The sequence below is a fragment of the Lacibacter sp. H375 genome (genome assembly GCF_037892425.1).
Lineage (GTDB): Bacteria > Bacteroidota > Bacteroidia > Chitinophagales > Chitinophagaceae > Lacibacter.
Genome location: NZ_JBBKTT010000001.1, coordinates 4,681,552 through 4,698,250 on the forward strand (window position 1 = coordinate 4,681,552; position 16,699 = coordinate 4,698,250).

General features: G+C 39.7%; 14 protein-coding genes. 4 read left to right on the plus strand and 10 right to left on the minus strand.

Features of this window, described 5'->3' with window-relative positions:
* Window positions 1–157: 157 nt before the first annotated feature.
* Window positions 158–724, minus strand: coding sequence for an elongation factor P (efp, locus tag WG954_RS20035; RefSeq protein ID WP_182801548.1), 567 nt, complete (start codon window positions 722–724; stop codon window positions 158–160).
* Between the two features lie 138 nt (window positions 725–862).
* Here efp and WG954_RS20040 point away from each other — a divergent pair, with 138 nt between their 5' ends.
* The gene (locus WG954_RS20040) at window positions 863–1,360 is read left to right on the plus strand and encodes a TlpA family protein disulfide reductase (protein WP_340438769.1); all 498 of its coding nucleotides are present in this window, start codon (window positions 863–865) and stop codon (window positions 1,358–1,360) included.
* A 69-nt stretch (window positions 1,361–1,429) separates the two neighbouring features.
* Here WG954_RS20040 and WG954_RS20045 read toward each other — a convergent pair whose 3' ends face one another.
* The 3 genes from WG954_RS20045 to WG954_RS20055 all read right to left on the minus strand — a co-directional run bounded on the left by WG954_RS20045 (window position 1,430) and on the right by WG954_RS20055 (window position 4,577).
* The gene (locus WG954_RS20045; RefSeq protein ID WP_340438771.1) at window positions 1,430–3,445 is read right to left on the minus strand and encodes a M56 family metallopeptidase; all 2,016 of its coding nucleotides are present in this window, start codon (window positions 3,443–3,445) and stop codon (window positions 1,430–1,432) included.
* 68 nt (window positions 3,446–3,513) lie between these two features.
* Window positions 3,514–3,873 carry a BlaI/MecI/CopY family transcriptional regulator gene (locus WG954_RS20050; RefSeq protein WP_340438773.1) on the minus strand — a complete coding sequence of 120 codons (360 nt, stop codon included), beginning with the start codon at window positions 3,871–3,873 and terminating at the stop codon, window positions 3,514–3,516.
* A 188-nt stretch (window positions 3,874–4,061) separates the two neighbouring features.
* Window positions 4,062–4,577 (minus strand): SRPBCC family protein, encoded by a 516-nt coding sequence (locus WG954_RS20055; protein ID WP_340438775.1) that lies wholly within the window; start codon window positions 4,575–4,577, stop codon window positions 4,062–4,064.
* 116 nt (window positions 4,578–4,693) lie between these two features.
* On the opposite strand from WG954_RS20055, the gene mdh reads away from it, so the two are divergent.
* Together mdh and WG954_RS20065 are read left to right on the plus strand one after the other, a co-directional pair.
* Complete coding sequence (gene mdh / locus WG954_RS20060; RefSeq protein WP_340438777.1) at window positions 4,694–5,623, plus strand: malate dehydrogenase; 930 nt, start codon at window positions 4,694–4,696, stop codon at window positions 5,621–5,623.
* A 245-nt stretch (window positions 5,624–5,868) separates the two neighbouring features.
* Window positions 5,869–6,444 carry a hypothetical protein gene (locus WG954_RS20065; protein ID WP_340438779.1) on the plus strand — a complete coding sequence of 192 codons (576 nt, stop codon included), beginning with the start codon at window positions 5,869–5,871 and terminating at the stop codon, window positions 6,442–6,444.
* Between the two features lie 10 nt (window positions 6,445–6,454).
* Here WG954_RS20065 and WG954_RS20070 read toward each other — a convergent pair whose 3' ends face one another.
* From WG954_RS20070 to WG954_RS20095, 6 genes are all read right to left on the minus strand, one after another.
* Window positions 6,455–7,084, minus strand: coding sequence for a response regulator (locus tag WG954_RS20070; protein WP_340438780.1), 630 nt, complete (start codon window positions 7,082–7,084; stop codon window positions 6,455–6,457).
* A gap of 45 nt (window positions 7,085–7,129) precedes the next feature.
* A complete protein-coding gene (locus tag WG954_RS20075; protein ID WP_340438781.1) occupies window positions 7,130–10,180 on the minus strand; it encodes a ligand-binding sensor domain-containing protein in 3,051 nt (1,016 codons plus the stop codon).
* Between the two features lie 50 nt (window positions 10,181–10,230).
* The gene (locus WG954_RS20080; protein ID WP_340438783.1) at window positions 10,231–11,226 is read right to left on the minus strand and encodes a glycosyltransferase family 9 protein; all 996 of its coding nucleotides are present in this window, start codon (window positions 11,224–11,226) and stop codon (window positions 10,231–10,233) included.
* Between the two features lie 76 nt (window positions 11,227–11,302).
* Entirely contained in the window at window positions 11,303–12,562 is a 1,260-nt protein-coding gene (locus WG954_RS20085; protein WP_340438785.1) for an MFS transporter, read from the minus strand.
* A 12-nt stretch (window positions 12,563–12,574) separates the two neighbouring features.
* Window positions 12,575–13,549 (minus strand): DedA family protein, encoded by a 975-nt coding sequence (locus WG954_RS20090; RefSeq protein WP_340438786.1) that lies wholly within the window; start codon window positions 13,547–13,549, stop codon window positions 12,575–12,577.
* Window positions 13,550–13,593: 44 nt separating this feature from the next.
* Window positions 13,594–14,883, minus strand: a complete 1,290-nt coding sequence (locus WG954_RS20095) for a dicarboxylate/amino acid:cation symporter (protein ID WP_340438789.1) — start codon at window positions 14,881–14,883, stop codon at window positions 13,594–13,596.
* A 150-nt stretch (window positions 14,884–15,033) separates the two neighbouring features.
* Here WG954_RS20095 and WG954_RS20100 point away from each other — a divergent pair, with 150 nt between their 5' ends.
* Window positions 15,034–16,653 (plus strand): amino acid permease, encoded by a 1,620-nt coding sequence (locus WG954_RS20100; protein WP_340438790.1) that lies wholly within the window; start codon window positions 15,034–15,036, stop codon window positions 16,651–16,653.
* The last annotated feature ends 46 nt before the right edge of the window (window positions 16,654–16,699 follow it).

Consider the following 16,699-nt stretch of genomic DNA (forward strand, 5'->3'; position numbering starts at 1 on the left):
TAATAACGGGCGGCTAAGATAAGGGAATTAGATTCGAAATTTCCCAGTTTCATTAAAATTTGAGGTAAAATGAGTGATTTTCGGGCAAAAATGGCCAAAAATCAAACAAAAACGGGCAGTTTTAAAACTGCCCGTTTCGAATATGGTAATTAAAATCTTACTCCTTCACTCTCTCCACATAATCACCTGTTTTGGTGTTAATCCGGATCAACTCGCCTTCGTTTACAAAAAGCGGAACCATTACAGTAGCACCTGTTTCAATGGTTGCAGCTTTTAATGTACGGGTGGCGGTGTCACCTTTCATACCAGGTTCGCTATAAGTTACAAGCATCACAATTTTATCGGGCAATTCCACCGTCATCGGCAATTCGGTTTCGGTATTGAGAAGTACTGAAACTTCAGCTCCATCTTTTAAGAACTGGGGCGCATCGATCAAGGCTTCCTGAACAACGATCTGCTCAAACGTTTCATTGTTCATGAAGTTATAGCCTGTGTCATCTTTATAAAGGAACTGGAAATCTTTACGTTCAACACGCACGGGATAAATGGTTTCACCACTGTTCCAGGTTATTTCTACAGAGCGTGCATTGTCTACGCCTTTCAGCTTTGCCCACACTTTGGCTGCAGCACGGGCAGTCTTGTTTTCGCCAAATTCCACAATCTTGTATAAGCTGCCGTCAACTTTAATAATCATACCACGGCTGATGTCGGAAGTAGTTGCCATAAAAACGCTTTGAATAGTAATTTAAGGCTGCAAATATAAGGCAACTGCCTTCAAATTACCGATAGGTTTTTCAGCACGGCGGCAACTCCTGAAACTGTCAAAGAATATGGTTAACAACCCTTGCAGTATCTTGCATACATGAAGAACTTCTTTTTACTGCTGATCGGCTTTTTTATGGTTGGTTGTATGTATGCAGCAAACGATACTATTCCGGCGCATCTGAAAAATCTGAAACTTCCCGATTTCAAATTGCTGTTGCCTGATAGTGCTACTAATTTTTACACGGAGCAGTTGAATTCTAAAAAGACAACCATTCTCATCAGTTTCAGCCCCGAGTGCGACCATTGTAAGCAACAAACAAAAGAGATCATAGAAAACATCAAAGAGTTTAAAGATGTGCAGATCGTAATGGCCACTACTCTGCCGTTTGAAATGATGAAGGCTTTTCATGCAGAATATAAGATCGGTTCATTTAAGAATATTATCATGGGTCGGGATGTGTTGTATTTTTTCCCGAAGTATTTCCTGAATCATTACCTGCCGCTGGTTGCCATCTATAATAAAAAAGGAGAATTACTGCATTATGCCGATGGAGGTTTGCTCACATCTGAACTCATCCGTTTGGTGAAAGAATAAAAAAGCGAATCACTTTTGAAAATGATTCGCCTCTTTGATAATAAGGTTGAATGATTGCGGGTTAACGTATCAGCATTTTTCTTTTTCTTTCTGACCAGGTAATGCCAAAAAGTTAAACGTTGTTGTTTTAGTTTTTGTTTTGATGATGATCACTCCATTCTTGCCTTTTGTTCCATAAAGCTTTTCTGCACTTTCTCCTTTTAATACATTGATGCTTTCAATATTTTCAGGATCCATCTTTCCAACTTCTTCATACTTTGTTTCTTTCCCATCAACAATGTAAAGAATGTCTTCAGCATTTGTACCATTTCCAAATCCAATACCAATGTTTGGTTTTTTAGTTGTGGTAGTTGTAGAACCAGTTGCATAACCAACAACCCGTTCTTCTTTTAGTGTAGCAGTAGGAGAAGTTAATTTTACTGTTCCTGTAACTGGTTTGCCCTCAACAGTTGTAGCTGTTTTTGTTCCATAACCCACAACTGTTACTTCTTTTAAAGGTGATGTAGGTGAGGTCGCACTTAGTTTACCCGGAACACTTACTGTAGCCGGACTCCCAGCTGTTGTTGCAACTGAAACTTTTACCGGAACATCTGGTGCCGGTGGTGGAGGGGGTGGAATTTTGCCATACTTCTTTTCGTAAACAGCTTCATTCTTGTCCCAATCGGTAAGTTTTAATGCTTCAACAATGTTCTTCTTTTTATCTTTTACAATAACAATACACTCGCCCATGTTGTCGGCAATCGTAACGTAATATCCTTTATCATTAATCGTTACAAATTCATGTGTTGGCGTTGTAGGAGCTACTACAATTTCAACAGGTACATCAGGCACTGTAGTTGTTACGTTATATTTTTTTTGTACTGCTTCACGTTGTTCTTTAATATCAAGATCGTACGTTTCAACTGTTCCATCTTTCAAACGGATCTGAATGGTCTTTTTCCCATTATCCTTTTTTACATCAACTGACTCAATATCGTTTGATTTAATTACAACCGGAGGTGCAGGTGGAGCTGGCGCAAGTTTATCAAGCTTACCATATTTCTTCTCAAAGGCAGCTTTTTCTTTTTCATCGTTCAGGTTATAGGTTTCAGTAGTACCATTCTTCAAAGTAATGGTGATCGTTTTCTGTCCATTGTTTTTATTTACGTTGACGTTTTCAATGTCGTTTGCAGGAACAGTATCGTTCAGCAAAACATTTTGTTGTGCATAATCGTTACGTTCGTCTTTTTGCCTTACTTCTCTGAAGGCAAGCAACAGCACTGCAACAAGCGGCAGCACAAATAAGAAACGGATGATCTGCACCCGAGCAGATTTGATTTGATTCATCATGATGATTCGGTTTTTAAGTGATGAGAAATTAAAATTCGGCGCAATACTGTAATTGGTGTTACCAACAACTTTCAACAACAGGTATTGGTATTGTTTTTTATCAACCCCATCCTGCAATACTTTTTCGTCGGCAATAAATTCAAGGTTCTGGCGAATAGATTTACGAATGAACCATGCTGCAGGATGAAACCACAACAGCATACATAATAATTCTGCCAGCAGAATATCAATACTGTGTTTCTGTTTGATGTGAACAAACTCGTGACGGATGATCTCCTGTAATTCAGTTTCGGTATGCAACTTGCGATTGATATAAATTCCATTGTTAAATGAGAAGGGAACGATTTGCGCATTCACATCAAACAATTTTACATCGCCTTCATTGAGTAATGTTGCATTTGTTTTAATACGATGCAAACTGAATAGCTGAATCAGTATCCTGATACCCATGATCAACATACCTGTTACAAGTATGGCTATTGAAACAGTCCATTGGTTCCATTCAAAACCCGGGCTGCTGAGTTGAAGATTATAGACAGGTACAAGTTGTACAAACTGTGCTTCATCCAATTCATGCCTGAAAAGGAAATCAGTAATATTCATGAAAGGTATAACGAAGCATAGCAGGCTATAACCAACAAGGTACCAGCGGTTCCAGTTATAAAATGTCAGGCGTCGTAATACCAATTGGTAAAACAGGTACACAACCGCAAGTGCGATGGATACTTTCAGCAGATATTCAATAAGAAAAGGCATCTTGATTTGAAAATTTGAAAATTTGAAAATTGAACATCAGCAACTAATCACTGATCATTCATTACTCATCACTTCTTCCCTTCAATCATCTCCACAATTTCTTTCAACTCTTTTGGCGATAGTTTTTTTTGCTCCACAAAAAAGTTCACCAGTTCTTTGTAAGAGTTTTCGAAGTACTCCTTTACAAATCCATTCATAAATTTCTTTTTATACTCTTCTTCTGTAATAGCCGGTTTATATAAATAGGCATTACCAACCAGCCTGCTGGTAAGGTATCCTTTCTTCTCAAGATTTTTAATAGTAGACGCAAGCGTAGTATAAGGAATATCAATATCCAGGTTATCGAGAAAGGATTTCACATTTCCTTCGCCATTGCGCCAAACCGCCTGCATGGCTTCCTCTTCCTGCTGTGTGAGTTTTTCGAGCATATCTACGAATTTTTCGTAAAGCTACGGTTTTTTCGTAGACCTCCAAATTTATTTTCAACTGTTTTGTTAACTGATTGACAAAACAAGGCCGGCCAAATAATTGACCGGCCTTGCTTAAATTCTCACCGTATCCAAACTTTCACAACAACTGATCAATATCAGTAATGGCAAGGTTGGAAACAGCCTTCTTATTTTTCACACATTTCTTTCAGGTTACGTAACCCGTCTTCAAATTGTGCATTGAGTTGTTTAGTGATTGACGGACCCATCAACCGTGCAACAGGAAAAGGAAATGCACCGCTGTTGCGCCATACAACTTTTGTTCCTCCATCTACTTCGGTAAAATCCCATGCATCAATTGCCTGCGATTTAAATGGTTTTAAAAATACCAGATCGAAATTGATGGCTTTGCTTGGTACGGTTGAACGAACAGTTAAACTACCCTCGCCCACTTTTTTCCCGTTCCAGTAATACTTATGTCCCACGTGCATGGGCTCACCGGTAATGGTTGTTTGCGCATCGGGGTCAGTTTTTGCCCAAGGATTCCAATCACGGTAATGATGAAGATCAGCAATTTTGTTATACACTTCTGCCGTTGGCCTGCTAATGACCGTTGATTTTTCAACAAGGTATTTACCGGGCAATACAGCTGCAACCAGTAAAACAAGAGCAATGATGCCCAGGATAACATAGACAATGATCATATTGGGTTGTTTTTGGTTTTATTAAAGATAGTAATTCCTGTTTTGACATTTCGCCGTTCCTCCAATACCTTTGCCGCATTAAAAATTTTTCATTCTTAATTTAAATTGATTGATCCATGAAAGTTACTGTTGTAGGTGCTGGTGCCGTGGGTGCAACCTGTGCTGATAATATTGCCCGTAAAGAATTGTGCTCTGAACTTGTGTTGCTTGATATCAAAGAAGGCGTTGCTGAAGGTAAGGCCCAGGATATGATGCAAACTGCTACCCTGCTTGGTTTTGATACCAAGATCGTGGGCAGCACGAACGATTACAGCAAAACCGCAAACAGTGACGTAGTAGTGATCACTTCAGGTTTACCACGTAAGCCCGGCATGACACGTGAAGAATTGATTGGTGTAAATGCAGGCATTGTAAAATCTGTTTGCGAAAACATTTTGAAATTTTCTCCCAATGCCATCATCATCATCATCAGTAACCCAATGGATACGATGACATACCTGGCATTAACTTCAACCGGTTTACCAAAGAACCGCATCATTGGTATGGGTGGCACGCTCGACAGCAGCCGCTTTAAATATCAACTGAGCCAACATTTGGGTTGCTCTCCTTCTGATTTGAATGCAGTAGTTGTTGGTGGACATGGCGACACAACCATGATACCTTTGATGCGCATGGCAACCTGGAACAGCGTGCCCGTAACAAAATTCTTAAGTGCAGAACAACAAGAGAAGATCATTAAAGACACAATGGTTGGTGGTGCTACACTTACAGCATTGATCGGTACATCTGCATGGTATGCACCGGGTGCTGCAGGAGCTGCATTGGTTGAAAGCATTCTGCGTGATGAAAAGAAACTCTTTACCTGCTGTGTTGCTTTGGAAGGTGAATATGGACAGAAAGATATTTGCTTAGGCGTTCCTGTTACAATTGGCCGTAACGGTTGGGAAAAAATTCTCGACTTTGAATTGAATGCTGATGAGCAAGCTCTCTTTAATAAAAGTGCAGATGCAGTAAGAAATATGAATGATGTTTTGAAAACATTATAATTAATAAAAATATCTTAACGTAAAGCCGTCCCGAAAGACTGTAAGTATTACAGAATTTCGGGACTTTTTTATATAATCTACAGAAAACACTGTATTTGCATATACCAATGCTTTTAACTTCACTTTTTAATAGGTATATTTATACGCACTAACCATCCTGTGAAAATCACTCCTTTTTCCAATCTCTCCTGTTATTAACCTACACGCTAACAATTTGCACTATTGGCGCAACTTAAATTTTGGTTATGAGAACTCCACATGCTTTTTGGTTAACTCTGATTTTGATTTTGCTGCATACAGCAACGGTTCTTGCACAACAACCGCCCCAATTACATAATCCAAAAATTGATCTTAACATAAGCCCGGGGCACAACCCCTCTATTAATCCGCAAACTAATCACGGTATTAATCCCAAGATGAACAGCAACATAAATCCAATTTTAAATAATGAGATTAATCCGGTAGAAAATAAAACGATCAACCCAAAAGTAAACCCATCCATTAACCCCTTAAAGAATCAACTGCTCAGCCCGTTAATGTATAAACATCTATACCCAACAAGCGGTTCGTGGAAAGGACTGTATATCTATAATGAAAAAGATAACTTGATCGGATACATTACAAGGCCATCACGAGATGTGTTAATTTGTTTTGATGTAAAAGGAGTATGGACATGTTACTACGTACTTACTCCGCAAGGAACCTATAACCATTTTGATATGGATGGTAATTGGACGGGAGACTATATCTGCTCCGATTCAAATGCAGGATTCAATGTGTTTAACAAAGAAGGCGAATGGACGGGAAAACATATTAAATAAGCAACTACAACTATACAAGACGTTCCTTAATTGCTTTGCTCACAGCTTCTGTAGCAGAGTGTACCTGAAGCTTCTCATAAATTTTTTTGATATAAGATCTGATCGTTTCAAATGCATAACCTGTTTCATCAGCAATCATTTTATAACTGTTGCCTTTGCATAAGAGCGAAAGGATCACTTTTTCCTTCTCGTTGAAATTATAAATATTCGCTGCAGGTGATTGTTGCATTGAGTTCACCACCATTTTGGCAATAGACGGACTCATGGGTGCACCACCATCTAACACTTCTTTGATGGAAGGAATTAATTTCTCCGAAACATTTTTCTTTAACAGGTAACCTGAAGCACCTGCACATATCGCATCAAAGACATGAGTACTGTCGTCAAAAACGGTAAGCATAATGATTTGTACTTCTTTGTTGAAGGAACGGATGACTTTTACTGCTTCAATACCTGTCCGGCCAGGCATATCAATATCCATTAAAATAACATCGGGAATACTTTCCTTCACCTGCTGTTCAGCCTGCATGCAATTATCATGAGCAGAAATCACTACAAACTCATCTGTAAGTTGAAGCAATTCCTCGAGCCCTTTGCGTAAACCGTTGTTGTCCTCAAATATGATGATTTTTTTTACCATCTGTTTCACAAGTTAATAAAGTAAGAATGATTCCTTAACCCCAATTCAGGTGATGGGTAAGAACAGTTCAATAGTTGTACCATCACCTCTTGCTGTTTTTATCTTTAGCTCTCCGCCCAGTTCTTTCGCACGAGATTGCATATTGTGCAATCCATTCCCCGAAATCTTTTTTATATCTGCAAACCCGTTACCATTGTCCTTTACTGACAAATGCAGTTTGTGATCGGGCTTTATTGACAATACAATCAACAGTCTTTTACAGTTGCTGTATTTCACTGCATTGTTCACTGCTTCTTTAAATATTAGAAAAATATTCTTACGGTAAGTAACATCAAGTTTACGGCTCATTATATTTTCATCGGCATCAAAAGCCAGTTCAATACCTCTTGCTTCACACAACTCAGCAGCATACTCTTTCATGCGAACCAGCATACTTTCAAGCGAATCGTTTGTGGGATTGATCGCCCAAACAATATCACTCATACTTTCCATTGTTTGTTGTGCCGAATCTTTAATGCGTGTGAGATACCCTTCTATACTTTTTTGATCATCCCCTTTATTAAGTGCCACCTTACTCAGCACATTAATTGTTGTGAGAGCAGAACCAATATCATCGTGCAGATCTCTTGAAATACGATGTCTTAATCGCTCAACCTCCAGTTTTTTATTTAACTGGTAACGATATATGCCATAAACAATAGCTGTAACTGCCAATAAACATAATAACCTGAACCACCATGTTTGCCAAAAGAACGGATCAACAGTGAATGAGAATACAGCTTCCTGCAACGACGTTGCACCCGCATGACTTTTCGCTCTTAGCCGGAAACGATAATTTTTCGGGGGAAGATTTTGATAACTTAACGAGTTAATGTTAACAGCCTCTTCCCATTCGTTATTATAACCTTCTAACATGTACTCATACTTGTTCAACGACGGCAAAGAAAACTGTAGTGCGGAAAAATTAAATACTATTTGCCTCACAGGTGAAGCGAATGACACTTGACTATTGTCCCTGAAAATGCTATCAGTATATAACTTGTCATTCACTTTTAGTGACGATAAGACCAAAGGAAATTTTGGTTGAGCTGGCTTAGCTCCATTTTTTAGAAATAGTAAGCCGCCGCCAACTCCCACCAGTAATTCTTTCCTTTGCTGATCATAAGCCGTATAATGAGGAATGATCTCATCCGACGAGAAGGAAGAAAAACTAAACATCTCCTCTCGTGAAAAAGGAGGCAGCACTTTCATGGAATAAGTATTGATAGCGCTGATATGTTTGCCCGACATCACCCACAACAATGAATCGCCATAACTAAGTGCATAAATATTATTACTCACCAAGCCATCTTTCATGCTGAGGCGTGTAAAGAATTCGTTTACCGGCTGGCCTTTATTTGAGTAGTACAATCCTCCAGAATGTGTTGCAACCCATATTCTGCCTGAAGCATCCTGTGCAAAATCATGCACAAGGTTAAGATCAGTATAATCAGGCGCATCACTTGTTTCGCTGTATAATGTAACCTTAGTTGTGAGCAGATCATATTTATAAATACCGTGGCTGAATGTACCTATCCAAACACAATGATTTATTGTATCAGAAAAAAGAGCAGTACTTGCAACAATACCTTTGAAGCGAATCGAGTCATTACCGGGTATGATGTACTTCTTCAGCGATGCATCATAATAATAAAGTTTGCCATGAAAACTTGAGAACCAGTAATTCCCTTTTTCATCCTGCACCATATCCCGGAAACTTATTCCTGCTCCTGCTGATGGTGTCGGAAAAATTTCAAACTTGTTTGTTTGTTCGTTTAGCGCATACACTGCATTTTTTGTGAGCAACCATATCTTTCCTGTACGGTCGGCGCAAACATTGTAACACCTGTCGAGTCGTTCCCCTTTATCGTCAACGGTAATTTTTTGAATAGCTCCTGTTTTACGGGTAATAATAAACACCGCAGTACTATCCGAGCTCGCAACAAAATAGCGGTCATTTTTTTTATCATGATACACCCCGCCCATTGGATTATTGCTTACCTGGTATGTAACATTAATCAACGGAAGAAAAGAAGACTGTTGATTCTTGCGATCGAATTTTACAATGCCGTTGTTTGATGCGATCCAACTGATGCCGGTTGAATCATGATAGATGGTTTGCACCGATCCTTCTGCAAGTGACGAAGATAATTGGGCAATATGTTTTTGCAAAAAAGCATTCGTTGTTTTCGTATCGATAAACAACATTCCATTTTCTGTACCAAGCCAGATGTAGTGATCAGCAGGTGTGGAAAAAAATCTCGAAGGATAAGGAAGCTCGCTTGGTTGCAATTGTTTGTATTCATTCAATCGTTCGTCATAACAGAAAAGTTTTTCCTGGGCAGCTGTTAAATATACTTTCCTGTTTTGCTGATCATAAACAAGATCTATAAAATCGCCATAATAACCTGTGCCAACCAATGTATACTTTCCGCTCTGTTTATTAAAACTGAATAACCCCAATGTTGTGCCAAGCCAAAATTCATTCTCATTCTTCGCAACAATTTTTATTACTGAAGCATAGCGGTTGTAATATTGCGGCAGCAAGGTATTCACTGCAACTCGCCAGGGATAGTGACGTAGCTTTTGTGTTTTGTTATTGTATACAGATAAGCCACGCCCATCAGGTGCCATCCAAACTTCATTGCTCTGATCAACATAACAACTCCACACATTTGGATTGAGAAGAAATGTTGATGAGTCTGTTCCTCTCGCATAAAACGTGAACCACTGTTTTGTAACAGGATCGTAACGGTTCAATCCATTTGCAGTGGCCACCCATATCTTTCCATTATTATCTTCAGCAAGATCATTGATCACTTCATTTGATAATTCATTTACACGTGGATAAAAAACAGTGAAGTTGTAACCATTGTAACGGTTAAGTCCGTTACGTGTGCCCACCCATAAATAACCTGTTTTATCCTTTAAAAAACAGGTAACCCTGTTATCGGACAAGCCATCTTTTTCAGTAAGTGTTTCGTAAAACGGCTGTTGCTGTGCACGTAAGGTAAGCACAGGAAAGAAACAGAGAGAAAGCAACAGGTATTTACCCATTTGCTAAAAATACAAATCTCTGCGGGAGTATGGTAGTAGTTGGCGTATGATCAACGTAATTCCTTAGCCCATGCCTGTGCTGTTGCTGCAATGGCTTCCACATCCTGCAACATCATGCATTTGAAATGTTTTTTGGGACATTTATCTCTGCCAATTTTTGAACAGGGGCGGCAACTAAGTTTTTCTACTTCAAACTTTGTAGTAAGTACAGGCGCATTACCATAATAAGGAGCAACACCCAACAACGGCATGGTGTTTCCCCAAACAGCAATAACAGGTTTCTTTAATGCAGCAGCAATATGCATCAATCCTGTATCATGCGAGATTACAAGCTTGGCTTTCCGCACAAGATCAGCACTTTCATTAATAGAAAATTTGCCGCTGGCATTGTAAATCTTGATCGGATCAATAGCAGCAATAGCATCCCCTGCTGTTTTATCATCAGGTCCGCCCAGTAGTACAATGGGATGATGTAAGGAAGCACAGAGCTTCTGCAATTTTTCAACCGGCAATCGTTTCGTAAAATGAGCCGCACCAATAACGATGGCTACATAACCAAGCGAATGTGAATGTGGCAGATCGCCTTGTTTTATTTCTTCATCCTTCGGAATAAAATAATCCATTCCCTTGCCATCGTTCTTTACGCCAAATGATTTGACAGTTTCAAAATTCCGATCAACAATATGCACGTCGGGCATCAGGTTGATCTTGAAATTTGTAAGCAGGAACTTTTGAATGTTCAGTTTATTGAAGGAGAATGCTTTTACTTTCAGTGTACGTTTAATTCGCAGTGTACGCAGGTTATGATGAAGGTCGATGATGTAATCATACTTTTCTTCCTTCAGTTCATGCATTAACAGATCCCAATCGTTGTTGAGATAATAGAATTTATCCACGTACGGATTGCCCGCAATTACTTTGTGAAAACTGAATTTGGTGAGGTAATGCACTTCTGCATCGGGCACCTGTTGTTTTAAACAACGTACAACGGGTGTTGTAAATACAATATCACCAATGGAGCTGAAACGGATGACCAGGAATTTCATATTGTAAAGTTCATAGTTAATGGATAATGGTTCATGGATGCCTTTAACTATTAACTATCAACCATGAACTATCAGCTTAAGGTAGCATTTCTTCGCCTTCAATATAATTAAGATCCTTGTGAAATGTCTCCTGTGTAAAATAAGCTGCCACTAAAGTGATCGCCATCACAATTACACCAGTAGTGATTCCACTTTTTGTTAAACCCCATCCCCAGTTTTTCTGAAACAGATTGAGGAACATCAGATTGATCAGTGGCAGTGCACCACGCACCATATTCGGAATAGTTGTAGCAGCTGTTGCACGCAGATTTGTACCAAACTGCTCTGCACCCATTGTTACAAAAATTGCCCAGAAGCCTGTGCTGAAACCAAGCCATGCACAAATGGAATACATTGCTACGTCACTGTTATTGAGTGGAGAAAAGAATAACACTAAACCAATAATGGTGAAGCCATAAAATAGGTACAATGCTTTCTTCCTGCTTTTGAAATACTGACTTACAAGACCAATTAATATATCGCCTGTTGCAATTGCAGCATAGGCAAACATAATTGCACGACCACTATCTATTTTTGAGGCGCCATAAAATTCGTTGGCAAAACGGTTACTGAGATTTACAAGCACACCGATCACATACCATGTTGGCAAGCCAATTAAAATGGCAAGCATGTATTTTCTGAACCGGGAAGCATTATTAAAGAACATCAACACATTACCACGGCTTACATTGGTTTGCTTTAGTTCCTTGAACATACCACTTTCGGCAACACTTACACGAAGCAACAACAAACCGATACCTAAGCCTCCGCCTATTTTATAGCATAACCGCCAATCTTGTGTGTATTGAAATGTGAAGTAGGCAAACACGGCTCCAAACAAACCAATGCCTGCAACTAACGATGTGCCGACACCACGTTTATTCTTTGGAAGTAATTCGCTAACCAATGTTATCCCTGCACCAAGTTCGCCAGCTAAACCAAGACCTGCAACAAAACGGGCATATGCATATTGATCTACTGTTTGCACAAAACCAGTTACAAAATTTGCAATGGAGTATAAAAGAATAGAACCGAAGAGTACACTCAGCCGTCCTTTCTTATCACCTAAGGTGCCCCATAAAATTCCACCAATGAGTAAACCAACCATTTGCCAGTTGATGATCCTGGTACTGGCAGCGATCATAGCAGCAGTATCAGTTTTATCAATGCCAATACCAACAATACTTGGTTCACGCACAATTGTGAACAACAACAGATCATAAATATCAACGAAGTAACCCAAGGCTGCTACAACTACAGCAAGGGAAAAAATTGAATGCTCTTTTTGGTTGGTCATAAGCAAGAAATATCAATCGTTTTTTGGCTTCGGCTTCTCCGCTTTTTTACCGAAGAAAAACTTCCAGAATACAGGAGCCGTTGTTACAGCAATGATGATGATCACGATCAACTCAAGTTTATCTTTCAGTTCAATGCCAAATTGATTTTTCACCCATATCTGCAAAAAGTGTCCGGCAAAGATCATACTCACCACCCATGCTACACATCCTATTACGTTATAAAAAACAAACTTCTTGCGATCCATACCTACAATACCTGCTACAATGGGTGCAAAGGTGCGGATGAACGGAAGAAACCTTGCAAACACAATAGCACCACCGCCATGCTTGTCATAAAAATCATGCGCTTCATGCAGGTAACGTTGTTTAAAGAGAAAATTATCTTTCCAGTTATACATGGCAGGACCAACCTTGCGACCTGTCCAGTAACCAACAAGATTTCCTAATATACCAGCTGTGGAAATAAGAGCGCAGAGTACCAATAGCTCAAACCATTCGTTCTGCACACCTCCAAGCCCAACAACTTTTAAAAATTCACGTGCAAGATTGCTGCTGTAAATACCTGCAACGAATAATAAACTGTCGCCCGGTAAAAAGAACCCGAACAACAAACCTGTTTCAGCAAAAATGATGAAAAGCAATAACCACAACCCACCATATTTAATATAGAACATTGGGTTAAGAATATCTTTCCAGGTGAAATTTTTGTACAATTCAATTGTCATCCCCTCTTTCAAATCAGCAACCGCAAATTTCTTTGCTTCATATTCCTTACCAGCAAACGTAACAGAGTCCGTTGCATTAATGGTAAGCGTAATGGTCCCGTCTTTTGTGGTTGCATATTCTACACCATCAACCGTAAATTTATCGGCTGGTGCTTCATATTGATTGAACACACGCACATTCACTTGATTCTGTGCAGAGAGCTTTGTAGTTGCAAGTGTTGCAATAAATAACATCAATACCTTGATCAAACTTTTGTTCATTTTCGATTTATCCTTTTTATAGTTGTCCTGTTCGTTTATTAAGATCAGGCAGTGTGTGAATGATCGTGATGGCCGTGATCATGATGATGCCCATGTCCATCGTGTAACTCCCCTTCCCATTTGCTTACAACAGATGTAGCCAATGCATTACCAACAACATTGGTTGCACTGCGGAACATATCGCAGAAGTGATCGATGGGAAGAATAAGTGCTACGCCTTCGGGCGGAATATTAAACATGGCGCATGTTGCCAACACCACCACCAACGATGCACGTGGGACACCGGCAATGCCTTTACTGGTAAGCATTAACACAAGTAACATCACAAGCTGTGTACCGAGGTCGAGATGTATACCATACGCCTGTGCTATAGCCAAACTTGCAAACGTCATATACATCATACTGCCATCGAGGTTAAATGAATAACCAAGCGGCAATACAAATGCAACAATTTTATCCTTGCAACCAAAACGCTCCAGTTCTTCTGTGAGTTTTGGAAATACTGCTTCACTGCTGGTTGTACTAAACGCAATAAGTAATGGCCCGCCAATACGTCGCAATAACGTTTTCATGCGGTGTGGACCAAGAATTAAAAATCCAACTCCTATTAAAATAAGCCACAGAATTGCAATCCCTAACAAGAAGTATAAAAAGTAAATAAGATAAAACTGGAAAATGCCCAATCCTTTTGCAGCTACAACAGCTGCCAATGCACCGAATACACCTATAGGCGCAAAATTCATGACATAATTCACCATCTTTAAAATGATGTGTGATGCAACATCAAGCGCTTTTATCAATGGTTTTGTATAATCACCAATAGCTGCAGCTGCCACACCAAAGAAAATTGAGAAAACAACGATCTGTAAAATCTCATTTGATGCCATCGCTTCAAACAAACTCCTGGGAATAATATGCTCAACAAAATTCTGTATTGAAAAGGTTGATGTTTTTGTCATCAGGTCTTTTACACCTTCAGTATCGGCCTGGCTGAGATCGATATATGCACCCGGCTTAAATACATTCACCAATAACATCCCCAATAATAAAGAAGCGAGTGATGCAGTAATAAACCAAAGCAAGGCTTTGCCACCTACTCTGCCAACCGCTTTCAGATCTCCGAGTTTAGCAATACCTACCACCAATGTAGCAAACACAAGTGGTGCAATGATCATTTGCACAAGACGGATAAAAATACTGCTGAGCAGTTTGATGTTCTTTGAAAAACTTTGTATTGTTTCGGTCGAAGCACTTACATGAACAATATATCCAACCAGGATACCCAAGGCCATTGCCACAAGGATATATATAGTTAAACGATTTCCCTTACCCATGCTTTATAATTATGTGCCGCAATATACGGCTTTCGGGTTGCACAGAAGCGCCGCTAAACCGTTAATAAATCTTTTGATGGTTATTTACAATAAATCTCTATTTTTCCAGCTTATTACTGTTAGTACATTAAAATCTATAACCAATCAAGTATGAGTTTATTTGCAAAGAAACCATTAGATCAAATGCTTGCCCAAGCCGAAGGAAAAGGCTTGAAACGTACCCTGGGAGCAGGTAATTTGGTGGCGCTGGGTATTGGTGCCATCATTGGAGCAGGGCTGTTTGTTCGTACAGCTGCAGCTGCAGGACAGGCTGCCGGTCCGGCCGTTACACTTTCATTTGTTGTGGCAGCAATAGGTTGTGCGTTTGCCGGTTTATGTTATGCTGAATTTGCTGCAATGATTCCCATTGCAGGTAGTGCATATGCATACAGTTACACTACCATGGGCGAATTAATTGCCTGGATTATTGGTTGGGCATTGATCATGGAATATGCTCTTGGTGCTGCAACTGTATCCATAGCCTGGAGTGAATACCTGAATAATTTATTGGGAGGATCGATACCGTATGAATGGTGCCACTCCCCTTTTGAAGCTTTACATAAAGTGACAGGCGATGCGGTCAATCAAATTGTTGCTGTTATGCCGGATGCGGCGAAATCAGTTAAAGATGGTGTGCTTGTTTTGAGTGAGCGGCAATTTGAAGCTCTACCAGCCAACCTTGCTCAAACAGTAGAAGTAACGAAAGGTATTATGAATGCCCCTGCATTGATCATCCTTTTATTACTCACGCTTTTATTAATAAAAGGATCGCAGGAATCGGCTTTTGTAAATATGATCATTGTATTTGTAAAGGTGGCGATCGTTTTATTATTCATTGGATTTGGCTGGCAGTTCATTAAGCCTGAAAATCATACCCCTTATATGATCCCTGAAGGAACGTTAGGTCACGAAGGCTTCTTCAAATGGGGATGGGGCGGTGTATTAGGTGGTGCTGCTATTGTGTTCTTTGCATTTATTGGTTTTGATGCTGTAAGTACTGCCGCACAAGAAGCTAAAAATCCGAAAAGAGACATGCCGATTGGTATCCTTGGATCGCTGGTTGTGTGTACCATCTTATACATTTTATTTGGACACGTACTTACCGGTGTTGCTAATTACACCGAGTTTAATACAGCCGGTAAAGAAGCATCGGTTGCCTATGCTATTCAAACCTATATGAAAGGATATGAGTGGCTTGGAACCAGTGTTACAGTTGCAATTCTTGCAGGTTTCTCTTCTGTTATCCTGGTAATGTTGATGGGCCAAAGCCGTATCTTCTATACTATGAGTAATGATGGATTGATACCAAAAGCATTTGGCGAATTGCATCCAAAATACAGAACACCATATAAGGCTAACTGGATCTTATTCATTTTTGTAGGCCTATTTGCTGCCTTCGTTCCGGGTAGTGTAGCCGGTGACTTAACAAGCTTCGGAACTCTGTTTGCATTTGTGCTTGTAAGTATTGGTGTTTGGATATTAAGGGTAAAATCACCGAACATTGAACGTCCGTTTAAAGCTCCTCTTGTACCAGTTGTTTCTACATTAGGCGCTCTTATCTGTACAGGTATGATCGTAGCGCTTGATGCACAAACACTGAAAGTGGCATTTGGCTGGATGGCTGTTGGTTTAGTTGTGTACTTTTTGTACAGCCGCCACCACAGTAAACTCAAAAACTTTAGTGAGATACTACCACACGCTTCTGATTTTGAGCGTAACAAAAAAGATTAATCAATTTTTTATTTTGTAAAAACGCCCCGCTAATAAGCGGGGCGTT